18 protein-coding genes are annotated in these 19,636 nt (G+C 36.2%); 13 read left to right on the forward strand and 5 right to left on the reverse strand.

All coding sequences use genetic code 11. The annotated features are described in order from the left end of the window. Positions 1 to 399 precede the first annotated feature (399 nt). From BUB45_RS12790 to BUB45_RS12800, 3 genes are all read left to right on the forward strand, one after another. Positions 400 to 1,164: a prepilin peptidase gene (locus BUB45_RS12790; protein WP_073010068.1), complete on the forward strand. Its 765-nt coding sequence runs from the start codon at positions 400 to 402 to the stop codon at positions 1,162 to 1,164. A 43-nt stretch (positions 1,165 to 1,207) separates the two neighbouring features. Further along, positions 1,208 to 1,438, forward strand: a complete 231-nt coding sequence (locus BUB45_RS12795) for a hypothetical protein (RefSeq protein WP_073010071.1) — start codon at positions 1,208 to 1,210, stop codon at positions 1,436 to 1,438. A gap of 72 nt (positions 1,439 to 1,510) precedes the next feature. After that, positions 1,511 to 2,818: a DRTGG domain-containing protein gene (locus BUB45_RS12800; protein WP_073010074.1), complete on the forward strand. Its 1,308-nt coding sequence runs from the start codon at positions 1,511 to 1,513 to the stop codon at positions 2,816 to 2,818. A 268-nt stretch (positions 2,819 to 3,086) separates the two neighbouring features. Here BUB45_RS12800 and BUB45_RS12805 read toward each other — a convergent pair whose 3' ends face one another. Next, positions 3,087 to 3,383, reverse strand: coding sequence for a YtpI family protein (locus tag BUB45_RS12805; RefSeq protein ID WP_073010077.1), 297 nt, complete (start codon positions 3,381 to 3,383; stop codon positions 3,087 to 3,089). Positions 3,384 to 3,532: 149 nt separating this feature from the next. Between BUB45_RS12805 and BUB45_RS12810 the strand changes: the two genes are divergently transcribed. After that, entirely contained in the window at positions 3,533 to 4,480 is a 948-nt protein-coding gene (locus BUB45_RS12810; RefSeq protein ID WP_073010290.1) for a DHH family phosphoesterase, read from the forward strand. 160 nt (positions 4,481 to 4,640) lie between these two features. On the opposite strand, the gene BUB45_RS12815 is transcribed toward BUB45_RS12810, so the two are convergent. Next, entirely contained in the window at positions 4,641 to 4,838 is a 198-nt protein-coding gene (locus BUB45_RS12815; protein WP_073010079.1) for a YtzJ family protein, read from the reverse strand. 626 nt (positions 4,839 to 5,464) lie between these two features. On the opposite strand from BUB45_RS12815, the gene BUB45_RS12820 reads away from it, so the two are divergent. Beyond that, positions 5,465 to 5,644: a hypothetical protein gene (locus BUB45_RS12820; RefSeq protein WP_073010082.1), complete on the forward strand. Its 180-nt coding sequence runs from the start codon at positions 5,465 to 5,467 to the stop codon at positions 5,642 to 5,644. Positions 5,645 to 5,767: 123 nt separating this feature from the next. Here the strand turns inward: BUB45_RS12820 and ytrI are convergent, their stop codons facing one another. Continuing rightward, positions 5,768 to 6,271 carry a sporulation membrane protein YtrI gene (gene ytrI / locus BUB45_RS12825; RefSeq protein ID WP_073010085.1) on the reverse strand — a complete coding sequence of 168 codons (504 nt, stop codon included), beginning with the start codon at positions 6,269 to 6,271 and terminating at the stop codon, positions 5,768 to 5,770. Beyond that, entirely contained in the window at positions 6,271 to 6,603 is a 333-nt protein-coding gene (gene ytrH, locus BUB45_RS12830; RefSeq protein WP_073010088.1) for a sporulation membrane protein YtrH, read from the reverse strand. Before ytrH ends, ytrI begins: the two co-directional genes overlap by 1 nt. A 360-nt stretch (positions 6,604 to 6,963) precedes the next feature. Here ytrH and dnaE point away from each other — a divergent pair, with 360 nt between their 5' ends. From dnaE to BUB45_RS12870, 8 genes are all read left to right on the forward strand, one after another. Further along, entirely contained in the window at positions 6,964 to 10,320 is a 3,357-nt protein-coding gene (gene dnaE / locus BUB45_RS12835; protein ID WP_073010090.1) for a DNA polymerase III subunit alpha, read from the forward strand. Between the two features lie 318 nt (positions 10,321 to 10,638). Then, entirely contained in the window at positions 10,639 to 11,877 is a 1,239-nt protein-coding gene (gene ystJ / locus BUB45_RS12840) for an NADP-dependent malic enzyme (protein ID WP_073010293.1), read from the forward strand. 20 nt (positions 11,878 to 11,897) lie between these two features. Continuing rightward, positions 11,898 to 12,521 (forward strand): FadR/GntR family transcriptional regulator, encoded by a 624-nt coding sequence (locus BUB45_RS12845; RefSeq protein WP_084723669.1) that lies wholly within the window; start codon positions 11,898 to 11,900, stop codon positions 12,519 to 12,521. 282 nt (positions 12,522 to 12,803) lie between these two features. Beyond that, entirely contained in the window at positions 12,804 to 13,664 is an 861-nt protein-coding gene (accD, locus tag BUB45_RS12850; RefSeq protein WP_073010093.1) for an acetyl-CoA carboxylase, carboxyltransferase subunit beta, read from the forward strand. Further along, positions 13,661 to 14,617, forward strand: coding sequence for an acetyl-CoA carboxylase carboxyl transferase subunit alpha (gene accA / locus BUB45_RS12855; protein ID WP_073010095.1), 957 nt, complete (start codon positions 13,661 to 13,663; stop codon positions 14,615 to 14,617). The genes accD and accA overlap by 4 nt, the downstream gene beginning before the upstream one ends. Before the next feature lie 634 nt (positions 14,618 to 15,251). Then, positions 15,252 to 16,211, forward strand: a complete 960-nt coding sequence (gene pfkA, locus BUB45_RS12860; protein ID WP_073010098.1) for a 6-phosphofructokinase — start codon at positions 15,252 to 15,254, stop codon at positions 16,209 to 16,211. Between the two features lie 37 nt (positions 16,212 to 16,248). Beyond that, positions 16,249 to 18,009, forward strand: a complete 1,761-nt coding sequence (pyk, locus tag BUB45_RS12865) for a pyruvate kinase (RefSeq protein WP_073010101.1) — start codon at positions 16,249 to 16,251, stop codon at positions 18,007 to 18,009. 108 nt (positions 18,010 to 18,117) lie between these two features. Continuing rightward, positions 18,118 to 18,507 (forward strand): FxsA family protein, encoded by a 390-nt coding sequence (locus tag BUB45_RS12870; protein WP_073010104.1) that lies wholly within the window; start codon positions 18,118 to 18,120, stop codon positions 18,505 to 18,507. Between the two features lie 2 nt (positions 18,508 to 18,509). Here BUB45_RS12870 and ytvI read toward each other — a convergent pair whose 3' ends face one another. Beyond that, entirely contained in the window at positions 18,510 to 19,616 is a 1,107-nt protein-coding gene (gene ytvI, locus BUB45_RS12875) for a sporulation integral membrane protein YtvI (RefSeq protein ID WP_073010107.1), read from the reverse strand. Positions 19,617 to 19,636 lie beyond the last annotated feature (20 nt).

Consider the following 19,636-nt stretch of genomic DNA (forward strand, 5'->3'; position numbering starts at 1 on the left):
ACACAAGATTTCTTTCAATACAAGATTTCTTTCAATTCTTCAAAACCCACGATAATCATCATATGTATCGTCAACATGAAATAAAAATCCCTCGCTTAGTTTATTGGTTGTAACCCCTTTGAAAAAACAATCCTATTTTGCTGTGTATTGCTTTTTTAGCTTTTTTTGGAATCTAACGCTTTGACAATCATGAAAGTTTTTCTAAAAGCTCCTCCGTTCTTGTAAAAAACTTTTATCTCAACTATGAATCTCAACAAAAATCATGCCAATTGTACGTTATGTTTAGAGTGTTTCGTATAGACTGCGTAATTTCTTCTCAAGAAAAAAATACCATTATCACATGAAAAACACGAAAAGTATGAACGAAAAAATTGGTCTACTATTCAAGGAGATGATGTAGTGGAAATAGTTCGACTGTTATTTTTCTCATTAAGTGGCTTTATATTTGGATCTTTCTTTGTTGTTGTTGGTCTTCGTTTGCCGAAGCAGCAGCCGTTTACAACAGAACGATCATGCTGTCCTAATTGTTGTATAAGGCTAAGCTGGTTTGAGTTAATTCCTGTTTTATCGTATGCTTTTTTAAAACGTAGTTGTAGGCATTGTAAGAATAAAATTTCCTCCATATATCCTATCATTGAGATATTGACTGCAGCCATGTTTACGATAAGCTATTCTATCATTGGTTGGAATTTGGAATTAATTGTTGCATTATTAGTTAGCTCCTTACTTATCATTTGCCTCGTATCTGATATTTTCTACATGGTTATTCCCAATCAATTACTCTTATTTTTTCTACCAGTATTTATGTTGTTGCGTGTCATGGTGCCGCTTGATCCTTGGTGGGATACATTTCAAGGTGGACTAGTAGGTTTGCTTATCCCGTTACTGGTGGTTATTGTAAGTCGCGGCGGAATGGGAATGGGGGATGTGAAATTATTTGGATTACTTGGCATTGTGTTAGGTACTACCAACCTTGTTCTCAGTTTCGTCGTTGCAAGTATGATTGGAGCAATCATTGGTTTAGTGTTACTAGCATATAATCAAATAAGCCTAGGTAAGCCAACACCATTTGCCCCTTATATAATAATTGGGACATGGATTGCTTATTTCTATGGAGATGCGATGATTCATTGGTATATGACACATTTTTTTACGCTACATTAGATTGGTATCTAAAGATCTAAAACGAATAAAAGGAGGAAAATAAATGAAAGGACAGTATGCAGTATTAAGAATCTTGATTGCTGGATTTTTGTTATACGTAGCTTGGCCATTTATACCAAAAAGTGTCACTTCTATTGAGCAATTGTTTTGGGGGAGTTGGTTATTCTTATTTTTGCTTGTAATTGGTGCAAATATTGCTTCTTTATTACAAATGATTCAGCCTCCAATAATGGAACAGAAAAGAGAAAAACAACGAAAAACCTATAATCATTGAGTTTCTATAAGATCAACTGTATAATAAATGGTAAATAATTTATTAGTACAGTTGAAAGATGGTGTATGTGCCATGAAAAGTAAACATGAACAAATTATCGAGCATATTCATTCTTTAGACGTAGGTCATAAAATTTCAGTTAGACAAATTGCTAAAGATTTGCACGTGAGTGATGGAACAGCTTATCGTGCCATTAAAGATGCAGAAAATAAAGGACTCGTTAGTACGATAGAACGTGTAGGCACCATCCGAATTGAACAAAAGAAAAAAGATAATTTTGAACAATTGACTTTTGCTGAATTGATCAATATTGTAGAAGGGCATGTTCTAGGTGGAAGAGAAGGGTTACACAAAACGTTAAATAAATTTGTTATCGGAGCCATGCAGCTAGAAGACATGATGCGATATACAGAGGCAGATGCCTTGTTAATTGTAGGTAACCGTACAAAAGCACATGAATTAGCTATTAAAGAAGGAGCCGCAGTTTTAATTACGGGAGGCTTTGATACGACAGAAGACATAAAAAGGTTGGCCGATGAAAGAAAATTGCCTATTATTTCAACCAGTTATGATACATTTACGGTAGCAGCAATGATAAATAGAGCGATCTATGACCAATTAATAAAAAAGGAAATTGTGTTGGTAGAGGATATTTATACACCTTATGAAAAAGCTTTTTACCTAAAAGAAGGTAACAAGGTAGAGGATTGGTATGCCTTAAATAATTATTCAAAGCATACGCGTTTCCCGGTTGTAGACGATCGGAGGAGGGTTTTAGGTATCGTCACGTCAAAGGATGTGGTTGGGAAATCGAATGATACTTCCATTAGCAAGGTGATGAGTAAGCAGCCTAAAACCGTCCAAACGAATATTTCTTTAGCTTCTGTGGCTCACCTTATGGTATGGGAAGGAATTGAAGTGATCCCTGTAACAGATGAGCAGAATCATTTACAGGGAATAATATCTAGGCAAGACGTATTAAAAGCGCTTCAACAAAATCAACGTCAACCCCAGATTGGTGAGACGATTGATGATATTGTGTCGCGAAACATAGTAGAATCAGAGAGTGAACCCGGTGTTTTTGAAACGAAAGTTGCCCCGCAAATGACTAATCAACTCGGAACATTGTCAAGTGGTGTTTGTACAGCTTTAATGACAGAAGCGAGCAGGAGATTATTGCTACAGGATAAAAAAGGCGACTTAGTAGCCGAAAATTTAACGATTTATTTCATTAAGCCAGTGCAAATTGATAGCACGTTACGTATCAAGCCTAAATTATTAGAAATTGGTAGAGTGTATGCTAAGATTGATATCGAGGTATATGAGGAACAGCAACTTGCCAGTAAAGGTTTATTAATGGCTCAATTAATGAATCGTTAACTTTATGACATACTGTAAGTTTTTCTGATCCAAACAATAATATGTATATTGGACAAGTTTAAACTGTGTACCAGCACCAAACGCCCTTTTTGGAACAAGCTTATCGGTCATAGTATTGGGTTACGAACAATCAGTGGTTAAAAAAGAGGAAGAAATTCTCACTTTAAGCTATAATAAAAATGGATGAGGTAATGAAAACTTTTTGCCTCATCCAAAATTTACATAGACTAGTGTAGGTAGGGAACAGTAGCTAACGATGGTTAACGTATCATTCAGACATGTTTAATCGTTTCCATTCACTTTTGTAATGTTTAACTTCTTTGATTCCTCGACTAATAAGGGGGATAGCAAAAACAAGAAATACAATTCCAACAAATAGTGAAATACGTGTTTCGTAATAAATGTATTGATTAATCGTAAAGGCTACGAGGAAGCTACCTAAACAAATACGTGATTTTGCGTTAAAATAAGCTTGCTTTAAGCCGTCTTTTGTGTTTAAAATAGCTACTTTGTAATAAATCCAAAGCACAAATGCCGTGACAGTAATAACTGCAAAAATAAACATATAACTTCTCCCTCCATCCATGTTCAATAAATCTTATTGCGGCTTGTATGTATATGTAGTCCAGCTGAATCTTAGATAGATTCTTTGTCCATTTTACCTTTTATAAAAAAAATTTGCTACAGATAGACAAAATCATTTTCTAGTAGGTGATCTTTTTGAAGAATATATTAGCGTTAATTCAACAATATTCTACCGTTATCATTCATCGACATGTGCGACCAGACCCTGATGCAATTGGCTCTCAAGTGGGATTAAAGGAATTAGTTAAGCATTCTTTTCCTGGTAAAGAAGTTTATGCAGTTGGAGAAGAAGAAGCTTCTTTGTCCTTTTTGGCAAAAATGGATATAATCTCTGATGAACAATATGAAGGTGCGCTTGTTATTGTATGTGATACAGCAAATAGGGAACGGATTTCTGATCAGCGATTTACTTTAGGAGACAAGATTATTAAAATTGATCACCACCCGAATGTCGATGAATATGGAGACATACAATGGGTGGATACAAAAGCAAGCTCTACAAGTGAAATGATTTACGAATTGTATACATCTTCTGACAACAACAAATTTACACTTACGGATGATGTTGCCCGTCTGTTGTATGCTGGCATTGTAGGAGATACAGGAAGATTTTTATATCCAAGTACTACGGAGAAGACATTTAAAGCTGCTTCGGAGCTGATTACGTATCACTTTGACCGTTCTGTTATATATGAAAATTTGTATAGCATGCAACACAATTTAGTCAAATTGAAAGGATACATATACCAACAATTTTATATAGATGACATTGGAATGGCTTATGTAAAATTAACCAAAGATTTATTGCAACAATACGGTATTGATCCAAATGAAACGAGTCAGTTGGTTAGTACTTTGGGAGATGTGAAGGGGATTGTGGCATGGGTTGTTTTTGTTGAAGAAGAAAAAAGCATTCGCGTTCGATTAAGGTCTAAAGGCCCAAGCATTAATGAATTGGCAACCAAGTACAATGGTGGCGGTCATCCAATGGCTTCTGGTGCTACTGTAATAACGTGGGAAGAGGCAGATCAAGTAATTGCTGATTTACAGATGATAGTGGAAGCTTACGAAGCGTAGCATTATTAGGAAGAGACGTGTTAGTAAGGCACTGGAAATAAAGAAACAGAAGGGGGAGTCCATCCCCTTCTCAAATATCCCGCTTGTAAAGCGCATGGAATGCGATATTAGTGTGGGTCTTTTATGAATACCAAGCTTTGAGAGAGTTATACATTCTAATTTAGGAAGTTTTACTTCTGTTCTTTGGTATAAACCAGCAGCCAGAAGCAGTTTCTTCACAGATTACTTCTAAATGCTCTTTTTCAATATCACGCTTTATTAATCGAATTAATTCTAGAGATTCTGCAAATGCAGAATCACCTTGTTTCAAACGTGCTATTTTTTCATCTCTTTGTTGTCTGCGGCTGATTACCCACATGTTTTCATCAACTCCTTTCTGTAATCGTTTTGCTCTGTAATATATAATCTTTCTATATTAACGGGAATAAAAATGTTGATTTACTATTAGTATAAACGATTATTATGTTAAACATGAACAATTTTCGGATATTTCATAAAACGTTCGAAAAATGGGTGTTGAAAAAATTCATATGATGTAATGCTAGCGGATTACTACATACTTCATAAAAGGTTGACGTGTTTTTTGTGGTCTGGGAAATTAAGGAATTTGTCTAATTTAGCAACTGTGGATAAACTAACTAAGTTATTTAGCCACGTCCGGCTCCAGCACCAGCAACTAGTCGATTTCACGCCATGCCTTAAGCTAAGTCATCATCGGTTCGTTTTAAATAGGAAGGCCGATTAAAGACGGGCTTGCCGGAGGGCGCCGGCATACTCCTGTTGCAGGAGCATGATTCCTAAAACTTTCGTTGATTCGTTCCACTCGCTATATTGCTAAACGGGCGGCCTGAGCCTTTGTTCCATAAACAAATAGTCAAGTTTTCAAAAGATACGGAACAAGCGCGCGAGGATAAGAGAATGCCCCAAGCCTTTTATTGCGTTCTAAAAATAGCCATTTTCCAAAAAACTGGAAGGAGGATGATTGTGAATTTTAAAGTGTATGGTGGAGCGTCTGTTTTTGCTTTTGCAATTATCATTATTTACAGTTTAGTTTCTTGCTTATTTTATGATAAAGTAAATTGGATACAGGTCATATTATCTGGCATCGTTGCTTTTTGTTTATTTACAATGAGTTTATACATTGTGCAGAAGTTGAATAAATAAAAGCAATTTCCTTTTTGAAAGGGATTCTCTTGATCATATCGTCCATGTACTTTTAAGAAATTTCTTGTAAAGAGTAAAATCCCATCAATTTCACATATTTTATAAAAGCTACTATTAGTCTAGCTATGCTGAACGTTTGGCATCGGCCATTATTTTGATATTATTAGAGATAATGAGTTTGTTAACGGAAAAAGTGTAATCAAATTCTTCAACAGTGAATGTTTTATTTTCTAATGAAGCTACAATTAAGCTATCACTTTCAGCGATTATAGATAAATCTTTCCCTATAATATGTTTTAATTCCTCTTGTACCAGTTCTTCTAATTTACCTGCAATTAAGCGATCTATTCGTAATTCTTCTGTGTTTTCTACCGTAAATGAGATGGATTCAATAGTAACTTGTTTTACTGATTTTTCATTAAGTTCGTCATTATCGGCAAGAAGTGATTCATTTTGATTCCTTAATTGACTTATTTCACTTTGCATATGATTCGTTCGGATAATTAGATCTTCATACATTGTTCCGTACATATAAAGCAAGATACAATAGGCTATTACTCCTCCAACCATCACTCCTACAAAAAAACGTTGCCATGTCACTTTTTTATGATATGGAGGAATGTGCATTATGCTATATCCTCCTGTGTTAACCAATTCAGAAGTAATATAGCTGTTTTTACTCCTCCCATTGCAGATAGGATAAATAATGCTTGTTTAAATAAGTCCATGGTAGACCCGTCATAAATGCCTCTTTCAAAATTTGCTATTGCATCAAATGTTCCTCCAATAGCTGCAACGATAGCCCATATTCTTAATTGCACTGCGATTCGTCCGATCTCTGTTAACGGCGCGTTTCCTGTAATGAATGCACCTACACTTCCGAGGATGGATCCGCCAATAACTACGCCAAAAGCTATAAAATAACAATGAATAAATGTTTCAAAAAAGCGTTCTTCCATGTTTATCATTTCCCCCTCTTTGTTTCTCCTTGATATAACGTAACGCAATTATGTTATAAAAAATGAATACATATTGAAAATTGTAAAAGGTTGTACTTTTTTTCACTATTGGAATGTATAAACGTTTATTAGTTTATAGTATATAATATAGTCGTTTATCGCTTGTGGCTTGTCAATGAGCTAAGTTATTGCTTGTAAACAAAACGCTAATGTCTGTTGTTTTCTACTTATAGGAATGGTATATTTGCTACTATATATTTATGAAACAATAGAACGAGTTATGCTAACCGCTGCTTTTCCTTATGCACGTTCTTCATTGATTGATATAATATGGAATAGAGCACGTGAAGGTGGGATACAATGGCTTTTACACATTTACAAATACGCAGTAGCTATAGCTTGTTAAACAGTACAATCACTATTGAAAAATTGGTGCAACGAGCGGCAAAACTTGGTTATACTGCTTTAGCACTAACAGATGAACAAGTGCTTCATGGAGCAATTAAGTTTTATAAAGCTGCAAAGAATAACGGCTTGAAGCCAATTATTGGTTTGACGATTTTAGTAGGCGATAGTCAAGAAAAAGCGCACGAAATGGTTGTTTTAGCCAAATCAAATCAAGGTTTTCAAGAGCTAATTCGATTAAGTACTTGGCTAAGAACTGAAGAACTGCCCTGCATACAGGCGGAACAGCTCTTAACATATACAACAGATTGTATTGGCATTCTCTCTTTCAATCATGGCAATATAATTGAACAATTGCGAAATAAATCCTTTGTTGAACTAAATGAATATATATCCGTTTATAGACAAGCTTTTGGCGAGAACGATTTTTACATAGCATTAGAGGCTTATGGTGATGGGAGTAATCATTCATCTTTTTTTGCAGAGGTAAAGCAGTTTCAAGAAATGTATCATGATTCCGTTGTGGCTATGCACGATGTTCGATATTTAAATAAAAAAGATGCGATTGCGTTTGATTGTTTACGAGCGATGAAAGTACAGCAAATTTGGAACGGCGCTTATGTTGATGATAAATGGCGTAATCATCATTTGTGCTCAGAAAAGGAAATGCAACAGTACTTTTCTGAGTGGCCTGAGGTGGTTGAAGAAACGGCAAGCATTGTAGAAAAATGTAATTTAAATATTAATCTTGAACAACAACATCTGCCCTCATTTCCGCTTCCAGAAAACCAACAACCTCATCGTTATTTAACAGAGAAATGTTTTACAGTCTTATCACAAAAGTATACAAGAGTAACGGATGAGATTCGAGAACGTTTACATCATGAACTTAACATTATTGAGCAAATGGGGTTTAGTGATTATTTCTTAATTGTTGCAGATATGGTTGATTTTGCAAAAACAAATCATATTGTCGTTGGGCCTGGGAGGGGATCAGCGGCTGGTTCTTTGGTAGCTTATTTATTAGGAATTACAGATATTGATCCTATCGAATATGAGTTGTTGTTTGAACGTTTCCTTAACCCAAATCGAATGACAATGCCTGATATTGATATCGACTTCTCGGATACACGTAGAGAGGAAGTAGTGGATTATGTACAAAGGAAATATGGCTCAGAGCACGTAGCGCAAATCATTACATTTGGAACGTTTGCTGCCCGCTCTTTAATGCGGGAGCTTATAAAAACAATGGATATTAATAAACAAGATGCTGCTTTTGTGTTACGGCATATTCCAGTGCAGTCGAAAAAAAATCTTGTACAAATTGTTCAAGAGTCAAGTGCATTAAAAGATTATATAAAGCGTTCGGAAGTGCTACGCCGTTTGTTTAAGGTAGCTACGGTGCTAGAAGGTATCCCTAGACATATATCTACCCATGCAGCTGGAATTGTTATCTCTAAGGAACCCCTTATGGAATATGCACCTTTAACTTCTGGTACTGGTACAATGTATTTAACACAATATGCAATGAATGATGTTGAAGCGATAGGTTTATTAAAAATTGACTTACTAGGTTTACGAAATTTAACTCTCATAGAACAAATACTGCAAAACATACGTTACAAATACAACAAGGCTGTCCTGTTAGAAGCAATTCCTCAAGAAGATTGGAAAACCTATTTATTGTTGCAACAAGGAAAAACAAACGGTGTATTTCAATTGGAATCACAGGGAATGAAACAAGTATTACAAGATTTAAAGCCAACTCATTTTGAAGATATAGTTGCAGTTAACGCTTTATATCGTCCTGGACCAATGGATTTCATTAAAACTTATATAAACCGGAAGCATGGTATAGAAAAGATTACTTATCCACATCCAGACCTCGCACCTATTTTAGAAAAAACCTATGGTGTGTTAATTTACCAGGAACAAATTATGCAAATTGCTCATCACATTGCTGGTTTCTCTCTTGGACAGGCTGACTTACTTCGAAGAGCGGTAAGTAAAAAACAAGAAGAGGTCATGGAAGAACAAAAATCCGCGTTTATCCATGGATGCATACAGCGAGGGTATAGTCAATCGGTAGCAAATGAATTATTTGCTTGGATTGTTCGATTTTCGAATTACGGTTTTAATCGAAGTCATGCTGTGGCTTATAGTCGTATTTCTTATCAGTTAGCATACTTAAAATGCCATTATCCGCAAGTTTTTTTTGCTGAATTATTAAGTGCTTCGATGCAACAACACCAGAAAATTACCTTGTATCGGAGAGAAATAAAGGAACTGCATATAAAATTACTTGGTCCATCCATCAATAATAGTTTTGGAAAATATACTGTCGAAGGAGAACACATCCGAATGGGTTTGTTACAAATTAAAGGGGTAGGAAATCAGGCAGTTTCCGAAATTATTCGAGCACGTAAAGAGCGACCTTTTCAAAATTTATTCGACTTCTGCTTACGTACTTCCCTAAAATTAATTAATCGAACAATCATTGAGCTATTAGTTCTATCAGGAGCTTTTGATGAGCTCCATAAAAATCGTGCTAGCTTATTAGCAACTATTGACCAAGCAATCGAGCAAGGGGAGTTGTTTGGTGAGTTTCAAGAGCAGGTAAGCATACTAACGAACAACCTTGAATTGGAAGGCGATTATGTAGAAATAGAGGATTTCTCGGTAATTAAAAAACTATCTGATGAAAAAGAATTACTCGGTATATATATATCTAGTCATCCTGTTACAGTTTATCGAAAACAACTACAGCGCGCAGGTTATATTACCATAGATGCAGCTAGAAAAAGAGGGAGTGGTTTTAAACATAGAAGTGCATGTGTTATTCAATCTATCAAAACTATCCGTACAAAACGTGGCGACCCAATGGCCTTTATTACCATTAGTGATGAAACAGATGAAATGGAGGCAGTTGTCTTTCCTGAATTATATCGACAAGTCCATCGTTGGTGGGAAGAAGGGATGCTCGTGGTAGCAAAAGGTAAGCTGGAGGCTAGAAACAATGGATTACAAACATTATTATCTGCTATCCAAAGTTTGGAAGAGTCTGCTTTAGAAGATAAAACAAGCACAGATCGGCTGTTTATAAAATTAACAGGAAAAGATATTAAAGCAGACTTAGCTAAAATTAGCGAGGTAGCTCGTTATTTCCCTGGAAATACTCCAGTAATTGTTTTTCAAGAAAGTCTACAACAAACGTACCAATTATCCAAGGAATACAACCTTGCACCGAATTTACTTTGCATCCAGCGTTTACAAGACTACTTCGGTACTCATCAAGTTGTATATGACAAGTGACTATTTAACCTGCTCTAAAAGTTATTGGGCATATAGGTATCTAATTTTAACTATAAGGAAATCTTTCGTTCACCGCGCTATTATTGCTATAGTGTCGGATGGGATTTTTTGAAGGATGCTGGAGATGAAAAATAACTTTAGGAGGGAAAGACATTTGTTTGTTATTTCAAATATAGATATAGTGTACTAAGTATCCTAATTAGAAAACAGCATTGTTTTACAGAAACGGAGCATCTGTTATAATGTAGTAGTTACTGGTGGTCAGACCACTGTTGGATGGAATATATTATTTTTTCTATAAAGGGAGCGAAGATGAAAATGGCAAGCTTACGAGATAAAGCGCTACATGTTCATAAAGTTAACAAAGGGAAATTAACGACGCATTCCAAAATGCCTGTTACGAATGCGGATGAGTTAAGTCTGGCATACTCTCCAGGAGTAGCTGAACCATGTAAAGAAATTCACGATCGTGTAGACACCGTTTATGACTATACCATGAAAGGAAATATGGTTGCCGTTGTTAGTGACGGGTCAGCAGTGTTAGGGCTTGGTAATATCGGGGCAGAAGCTGCACTTCCTGTAATGGAAGGAAAGTCTGTGTTATTTAAAAGCTTTGCCGGTGTAGACTCCTTTCCTATTTGTCTAGGCACCCAAGACGTGGAAGAAATTGTACAAGCAGTTAAAGTAATGGAACCGACATTTGGCGGCGTGAATTTAGAAGATATCGCGGCACCAAAATGTTTTACTATTGAAGAACGATTAAAAAAAGAGACAAACATTCCTATTTTCCATGATGATCAGCATGGAACAGCTATTGTTACTGTTGCCGGATTAATTAATGCATTAAAGTTAGTTGGGAAATCATTTTCGGATATTAAAGTAGTGGCTAACGGAGCAGGGGCAGCTGGAATCGCTATTATTAAATTGCTCTATTTCTTCGGTGTTCGAGACATGATAATGTGTGATTCAAGGGGAGCTATTTATGAGGGGCGTGCAGAAGGTATGAATGATGTGAAGGAGCGCGTAGCAACGTTTACGAATCAAGGTAAGAAATCAGGCAGCTTAGAAGAAATGCTTGAGGGAGCAGATGTGTTTATTGGTGTATCTGTTGGAGGGGCGTTATCCAAGGATATGGTTGCGAAAATGAACGAGGATTCAATAATTTTCGCAATGGCTAACCCTGAACCTGAGATAATGCCTGAAGATGCAAAAGAGGCTGGTGCGAAGGTTATTGGAACAGGCAGATCTGATTTTCCAAACCAAGTAAATAATGTGCTTGCCTTTCCAGGTATTTTTCGAGGAGCGCTTGATGTTCGGGCAACAAGAATTAATGAAAAAATGAAAGTTGCCGCTGCCGAAGCAATTGCATCACTAATTACCGAGAATGAATTAGAAGAAAATTATGTTATTCCAGCCCCATTTGATCCAAGAGTAGCACCTATTGTAGCCAAAAGCGTAGCTAAAGCTGCTATGGAATCCGGAGTGGCTAGAATGGAAGTAGATCCAGAAGAGATAGCTGAAAAAACAAGAAAGCTCTCGCAAATTGAAAATAAGTAATCTGTTAAAAGGAGTGAATCATGGCTGTGTCCATGTCTCATAAACAGAAAGCATACCAAGGAATACTCCAAAAAATTCGTCAATATATGGATGCGCAACATTTACAACCTGGTGACAAGCTCCCCTCCGAAAGGGAGCTTGCATATACACTTGGTGCAGGTCGGTCTTCTATTCGAGAAGCGTTACGCGCGATGGAATTTTTAGGATTAATAGAAACCAGACGTGGTGAAGGAACGTTTTTAAGTACATATCAGTCTTTTCAAACTGTGGAATTACTTGCTTCCTTTATCTTACAAGAGAAACAAACAAGGCTGGATCTAGCAGACGTCATTATAATTTTAGAAAAAGAAGCTGCGAAACTAGCTTTTTGGAATATGACAAAGCAAGATATAGCTCACCTACAAGCTATTATTTATCAAGAAGCAGACTCGCTAAAAGATATGCATGCTATTTTTTTTCAATGTATTTTTAAGAAATCCAACAATAAACTATTAGCAAAGATATGGAGCTTAATGTATGATTTTTTGGCAGTTGAGCAAGAAATCAGCAATCATAAATTTTTTTATAAAGACTTAATTCATATGTATGAAACAAAGGATTACCAAGGGATTGAAACGTTGTTTGAAAAAATGATTTTAAAATAAATTATAACATTTGACGTTTTTTGACAGTATTCTTCATGATTTTTTTGTATAATGACTAAAAGTGCGTGTTCAAAAAGATGCCATATTTAGTGTACTGTGTAAATCATCTTTACAAGCACTTTTAACTTTTCTGAGACAACAGAAGACTTATAAGTAGAGTTTTTTTGATGAGAATTTTCTTTGGTTGTTTCTCTAAACGAACATAATACATTTCTGAGCGTATATAAGCCATAGCTTCATCATACGTATTAGGGGTCGTTTTGAAAAAAAGGAGGAATTGTCTTGCTTAAAGATCTTTTTGGCAAGCGAAAAAGATACGCATCTATTCCAAGTGAACAAGCAAAAACGGATGTGCCTGAAGGTTTAATGCAAAAATGTAGTGGGTGTCATAAGATTTATTATCGCAAAGAGATGAATAAAAATTTACAAGTATGTCCTCATTGTGATTATCATCATCCGTTACAGGCCTGGCAACGAATTGAAACATTATTTGATGAAGCAAGCTTCGAGGAGTGGGACAAGCAATTATCAACTGGCAACCCTTTAAATTTTCCTGGATATGAAGAAAAAATAAAAAAAGATCAGGAAAAAACAGGTCTTCGTGAAGGCGTAGTTACAGGGAAAGGTACTATTGATGGTAAAGAAACTGCTTTTGCCGTGATGGACTCTTCATTTCGTATGGGAAGTATGGGGTCGGTAATTGGTGAGAAAATAGCTCGTGCCATTGAACAAGCAAAAGAAGAAAAGATTCCATTTATTATTTTTACGGCTTCAGGAGGCGCGAGAATGCAAGAAGGATTGCTAAGTTTAATGCAAATGGCTAAAACTTCGGTAGCTGTAAAACGTTTTAGTGATGCAGGCGGGCTAATGATATCAGTTATGACTCACCCTACTACAGGCGGCGTTTCGGCGAGCTTTGCTTCTATTGGAGATTATCATCTTGCAGAACCGGGCGCGTTAATTGGTTTTGCTGGTAGAAGAATTATAGAACAAACGATTAGGGAGAAACTGCCGGATGACTTTCAAACGGCTGAGTTCCAGTTAAAGCATGGTCAATTGGATAAAGTTGTTCATCGATCAGATATGAAGAGTACCTTAGCGCTATTGTTATCGTTTCATCAAAAAGGTGGGAAAGAATCATGAAGCAAGTGTTGGATTTTGAGAAGCCCATTGTAAACTTAAAAGAAAAAATTGCAGAATTAAAACGATTCACCTCTGATAGTGATATAGATTTAACAGAGGAAATTAGAACATTAGAAAAGCGTCTTGCTGTATTGGAAGAAGATATTTATGGCAATTTACAGCCGTGGGATCGAGTTCAATTAGCCAGACACCCTGAACGACCAACTACTTTAGATTATATTGAGCAATTATTTACTGATTTTATCGAATTTCATGGGGATCGTTCATTTGGAGATGATGCTGCTATTGTTACAGGGCTGGCTTTTTATAAAGAAAAACCTGTAACCGTGATCGGTCATCAACGTGGTAAGGATACAAAAGAAAATATTCGCCGTAATTTTGGGATGCCGCACCCGGAAGGTTATCGGAAAGCATTACGTCATATGAAACAAGCGGAAAAATTTTCAAGACCAATTATCTGCTTTATCGATACAAAAGGAGCTTATCCAGGAAAAGCAGCAGAAGAAAGGGGTCAAAGTGAAGCTATTGCAAGAAATTTAATAGAAATGGCGGGGCTAACCGTTCCTATTATTTGTGTTGTTATAGGTGAAGGTGGCAGCGGTGGTGCATTAGGACTTGGGGTTGGTGATGAAATTCTTATGTTAGAAAATAGCACTTACTCCGTTATTTCTCCAGAAGGGGCAGCTTCTATATTATGGAAAGACGCTAGTTATGCGCAACAGGCAGCAGAATCTATGCAAATAACTGCTTATGATTTGAAAAAACTTGGGTTAATCGATCAAATTATACCGGAGCCTAAGGGCGGAGCGCACCGTGATTTAAACCAACAAGCAAGTTATTTAAACGAAGTAATTGATCATTCGTTACGCACATTAGAAAAGTATTCTATAGAAGAATTACTTGAAAAAAGATGGGAAAAGTATAAGAAAATGGGTTCCTATCAGATCCTTTAATTACGAACCATTTGATAAATAAATTTAAGGAATGATTTTCAGAAGATCAGCAATTTTGTCTAACTATGCTGTTTAAGAAGGCTTACGGGAGAAATATGTTTGTGATGATGAAGGGGGTAGGCAGAATTTCTGTCTCCCTCTATTCTCATTGTCTTGCGTACAAGGTGTTGCATTATTTTTTACATTATAGGGAAGTATAAAGTGAATGGAAAAGGATGCTATTTTTTATTCTGACTTGTCCAGCATTCTTGGCGTGAAAGAACGTTTGTGCATTTAAAATTAACATGAAATTGATTGCCATAAAACTTGGCTTATCACCAAGTTTTATGGCAAAAGCCTTTGTTTTTCTTATACGATGAAGCCAAAATTTTACTTTTCTATTGGGTAAGTAACAACGTTTGTAAAAAAACGTTCAAAAAAAGGGCTTACATTTTAAAATGTGCATTATTTTACAAGCTTTCGATTGCTATTTTAAGCATTTCCCATTATCTTTTAAGAGAGGACTTTTTTATACTATAGTAAAGTATAAATTTTAGAAGTTGTAGCATAAGAAAAACGGAAGCATTCGCTAAGGCCTGGTGATAAGCTGAGTTTTTCCAAATTAAACTTGTAAGACCAGAGGTGGAATGTAACTATGAAAAAAATAGGTGTATTAACAAGTGGTGGAGACGCACCTGGCATGAACGCTGCTATTCGAGCGGTAGTTAGAAAAGCTATTTACCATAACATTGAAGTCTATGGCATTAAATACGGCTATCAAGGTTTAATGGAAGGTAATATAGAACGAATGGAGATTGGTTCTGTTGGTGATATCATTCATCGTGGAGGTACAATTCTATATTCTGCAAGAAGTGAAGAATTTAAAACAGATGCCGGCCAAGAAAAAGCCATTGAACAGCTCAATAAATTTGGCATTGAAGGCTTGATTGTAATCGGAGGCGATGGTAGCTTTCGTGGAGCGCAAAAGCTAACAGAAAAAGGCTATCCTTGCATTGGTGTGCCAGGAACGATTGACAATGATATTGCAGGTACAGATTTTACAATTGGATTTGATACAGCATTAAATACAGTAATTGAAGCAATTGATAAAGTTCGCGATACAGCAACTTCTCATGAAAGAACATACATCATTGAAGTTATGGGGAGAAATGCTGGCGATTTAGCATTATGGGCAGGGTTAGCCGATGGTGCAGAGAGTATCCTCATTCCAGAAAAAGAAGAAGATTTTGCAACAGTGGTAAATAAATTGAAACGCGGTCGTAAGCGTGGTAAAAAACATAGTATTATCGTTTTAGCTGAGGGAGTAGGCAGTGGATTTGATTATGGAAAACAAATTGAAGAATCTACGGATTTAGAAACGAGAGTTACTGTTTTAGGACATATACAAAGAGGTGGATCTCCAAGTGCTTCTGATCGAGTGCTCGCAAGTAGACTTGGCGCACAAGCTGTTGACTTAATATTAGAGGGTAAAGCAGGCAGAATGGTAGGAATTGAAAAAAATGTATTAGTTGATCATGATATTTCAAAAGTCCTTCATGATAAGCACATGATAAACGATGATATGTATAAACTTTCTCAAGAGTTATCGATTTAAAAATGCAGCTGTACGGATTATGTAAGGAGGAACTATAATGAGAAATACTAAAATTGTATGTACGATTGGCCCAGCGTCAGAGTCAATTGAGAAATTAGAAAAATTGATGGAATGTGGCATGAATGTTGCTCGACTTAATTTTTCACATGGAAACTATGAGGAGCACGCAGAACGCATCAAAAACATCCGTGCTGCGGCAGAGAAAACGGGTAAAACGGTAGCTGTTCTTTTGGATACAAAAGGTCCTGAAATCAGAACACATAATTTCGTTAATGGACAAGCAGAACTCATACAAGGTAAAACTGTTTACGTATCTATGAAAGAAGTGGAAGGTACTGCAGAACGTTTTTCTGTCACTTATCCTGGATTAATTGATGATGTCCATGAAGGCTCGAAGATTTTGTTAGATGATGGGTTAATTGAATTAGAAGTAAGAGAAGTAAATAAGGCTAATCAAGAATTAAAGACAGTTGCATTGAATAGTGGGGTAATTAAGAACAAAAAAGGTGTTAACGTCCCTAATGTATCTGTGAATTTACCAGGTATTACAGAAAAAGATGCTAATGATATTCTTTTTGGTATAGAGCAGGATATCGATTTTATTGCAGCTTCTTTTGTAAGACGCGCATCAGACGTATTAGAAATAAAAGAACTTTTGGAAAACCATAATGCAACACATATACAAATCATCCCGAAGATTGAAAATCAAGAGGGTGTCGATAATATTGATAGTATCTTAGAAGTAAGCGATGGGTTAATGGTCGCACGTGGTGATTTAGGAGTTGAAATACCTGCTGAAGATGTACCTTTAGTGCAGAAACAATTAATTAGAAAGTGCAATACAGTTGGTAAACCTGTTATTACGGCAACACAAATGCTTGATTCCATGCAACGTAACCCTCGCCCAACAAGAGCAGAAGCTTCCGATGTAGCTAACGCTATTTTTGATGGTACAGATGCAATTATGCTCTCAGGCGAAACAGCAGCAGGTGATTATCCAGTTGAATCGGTGCAAACGATGAGCAATATTGCAATTAAAGCGGAGACGGCAATCGATCATTCTTCCATATTGAAAGATCGATCTAGAAATGTTGATATGACAATTACTGACGCAATTAGTCAATCTGTTACGCATACAGCTATGAATTTAGCGGTAAGTGCTATTATAACTCCGACAGAAAGTGGACATACTGCAAGAATGATATCTAAATATCGTCCGCATTCACCAATCCTTGCTGTTACTTTTTCTGAAAGAATAAATCGAAGGCTTTCCTTAGTGTGGGGAGTTCATGCCGTCATGTGTAGACGGGCTAAATCGACAGATGAAATGCTCGATATTGCAGTAGAACGTGGATTGCGTTCTGGCATGGTCGAACATGGTAATCGCGTTATCATCACAGCTGGAGTACCAGTCGGTCAAAGTGGAACTACAAATTTATTAAAAGTACACGTAATTGGTAATGTGATTGCTAGTGGACAAGGTATCGGTCGAAAAAGTGCTTTTGGCAAAGCAGTTGTTGTTAAATCAGCAGAAGAAGCAGTTAGCAAAGTAAGTGAAGGAGACATTGTAGTAACTTATGGCTCGGATCGAGAAATGATGCCTGCGATTGAAAAAGCTGCTGGGATCGTTACAGAAGAAGGTGGCTTAACTTCCCATGCTGCTGTGGTAGGATTAAGTCTAGGTATCCCTGTTATTGTTGGTGTTAAAAACGTGTTTGAAGACATTAAAGATGGGGAAATTATTACAATTGATGGAGCAAATGGTGATATTTATCAAGGGCATACAAAAGTCCTATAACATAAAAAAAGGGGCGTTTCGCTCCCTTTTTTTATGTTATAGGCTATGAAAGCTTAAGCTGTTTTATACGGATAGCGTATGTTATAGTTTGTTCAGGAGGTGTGCAGTATGAAAATATTTTTACTTATTGCATTTATCTTATCTGCTCTAGAGATAGGTGTTTTTATTTGGATAGGCGGTTGGATAGGTCCATGGTGGGTTGTAGGCCTTGTTCTTCTTACTGGAGGGGTGGGCTTTTATTTAGCAAAACAACAAGGGATAGAAACTTGGAACCGCGCGCAGGTTTCGATGCAACGTGGCGAAGCCCCAACAAGCTATATTATTGATGGAATTTGTATTCTAATAGGTGCTGTATTGCTAGTAACTCCAGGCTTTATTTCAGATATAGTTGGTTTTTTACTAGTTATTCCAATGACTCGAAAGCTGTTCAACCAAAGAATAGAAAAATTTATAAAATATTTATTCAATAAACGAACCATTATATATCGAAGATGGTAGCACTACCCTTTAATAAATTTCCATACATCTTGAAATATACCGGCTTGATAAAAAGCTTGTATGGAAATAAGTATAAGGGGAGCAATAATAAATCCAATGATTCCCCAAATTTGTAGTCCGATAAACAGTATAATAAGCGCTACTAGTGGGTGTGTCCCCATACTAGAAGATAAAATTTTTGGTTCAATTACCTGTCTAACAATGACAATAGAACCGTATAGAATCGCTAACTGAATCGTTAAAGCATAATCCCCAACTATAAATAAATAAATCATCCACGGAAAGAAAATAATACCGGATCCGACATATGGAATAAGGTCAACGAAAGCAACATATAGCGAAATGGTAAACGCATGATTAACATGCAAAAGTTTTAAACCTATATATACTAAAAAAGCAGAAATGATTACTAAAATAAGCTGAGCCTTTACATAAGCGATGACAGTTTTCTTAAATTGCGTTTGTACACCATGTATTTTAGTTTGCAGTGCATGAGGGATTATTTTTTGACTAAACAAGGAAATTTGTTGGTAATCATTTGCTATTAGAAAAGCTGCTAATAAGATAAAAACCGTTACAGTAAAGGAGCTTGGAAGCGCAGTAAACAAAGAAGGAATTTGTAATAAAATGGATTGGAGAGATTCGGAAAGTTTCACGCTAATATTTTCTGTAATATGTTTGACGGAATTGTTTATTGCTTCTTGTTGGGAAGTGTCCAATGCTTGTAAGTACGTCGTCATTTTCTCATATAGTGGCATGATTTTTTCATCAAAAATACTTGTTACATAATTGCTAAACGTTTGCACATAGTCTGGTAGGTGTGTTGCTAAAAAAGTAGTTCCTTGCATAAATTCAGAAAATAGAATAAATATGATGCTACTTAGAAAAGCAAACGTAAATAACATGGTTCCACTTACTGCCATCATCCTAGGAAGTTTCCATTTTTCCTCAAAAAAATTAGCGACTGGGTTGATTGTCATCGCTAAAATACTAGCTATAAGTAATGGATACAAATAGGAGAAACCTACAGTTAGTAACACATAGCCTAAAACAGTAAGTGCTATTACAATTATAAAACGCAATAATTGGTATAATCTTGGCTTGTACATCTTTAAAACCTCAATTCCTT

The organism is Virgibacillus chiguensis (genome assembly GCF_900129865.1).
Classification (GTDB): domain Bacteria; phylum Bacillota; class Bacilli; order Bacillales; family Amphibacillaceae; genus Virgibacillus; species Virgibacillus chiguensis.

Excerpts from the sequence above, each read along its gene's own strand:
- BUB45_RS12795 (WP_073010071.1), top strand. The coding sequence starts at position 1,208 with ATGAAAGGACAGTATGCAGTATTAAGAATCTTGATTGCTGGATTTTTG.
- BUB45_RS12800 (WP_073010074.1), top strand. The coding sequence starts at position 1,511 with ATGAAAAGTAAACATGAACAAATTATCGAGCATATTCATTCTTTAGAC.
- BUB45_RS12805 (WP_073010077.1), bottom strand. The coding sequence starts at position 3,383 with ATGTTTATTTTTGCAGTTATTACTGTCACGGCATTTGTGCTTTGGATT.
- BUB45_RS12815 (WP_073010079.1), bottom strand. The coding sequence starts at position 4,838 with ATGTGGGTAATCAGCCGCAGACAACAAAGAGATGAAAAAATAGCACGT.
- ytrI (WP_073010085.1), bottom strand. The coding sequence starts at position 6,271 with ATGCACATTCCTCCATATCATAAAAAAGTGACATGGCAACGTTTTTTT.
- ytrH (WP_073010088.1), bottom strand. The coding sequence starts at position 6,603 with ATGGAAGAACGCTTTTTTGAAACATTTATTCATTGTTATTTTATAGCT.
- dnaE (WP_073010090.1), top strand. The coding sequence starts at position 6,964 with ATGGCTTTTACACATTTACAAATACGCAGTAGCTATAGCTTGTTAAAC.
- ystJ (WP_073010293.1), top strand. The coding sequence starts at position 10,639 with ATGGCAAGCTTACGAGATAAAGCGCTACATGTTCATAAAGTTAACAAA.
- BUB45_RS12845 (WP_084723669.1), top strand. The coding sequence starts at position 11,898 with ATGGCTGTGTCCATGTCTCATAAACAGAAAGCATACCAAGGAATACTC.
- accA (WP_073010095.1), top strand. The coding sequence starts at position 13,661 with ATGAAGCAAGTGTTGGATTTTGAGAAGCCCATTGTAAACTTAAAAGAA.
- pfkA (WP_073010098.1), top strand. The coding sequence starts at position 15,252 with ATGAAAAAAATAGGTGTATTAACAAGTGGTGGAGACGCACCTGGCATG.
- pyk (WP_073010101.1), top strand. The coding sequence starts at position 16,249 with ATGAGAAATACTAAAATTGTATGTACGATTGGCCCAGCGTCAGAGTCA.
- BUB45_RS12870 (WP_073010104.1), top strand. The coding sequence starts at position 18,118 with ATGAAAATATTTTTACTTATTGCATTTATCTTATCTGCTCTAGAGATA.
- ytvI (WP_073010107.1), bottom strand. The coding sequence starts at position 19,616 with ATGTACAAGCCAAGATTATACCAATTATTGCGTTTTATAATTGTAATA.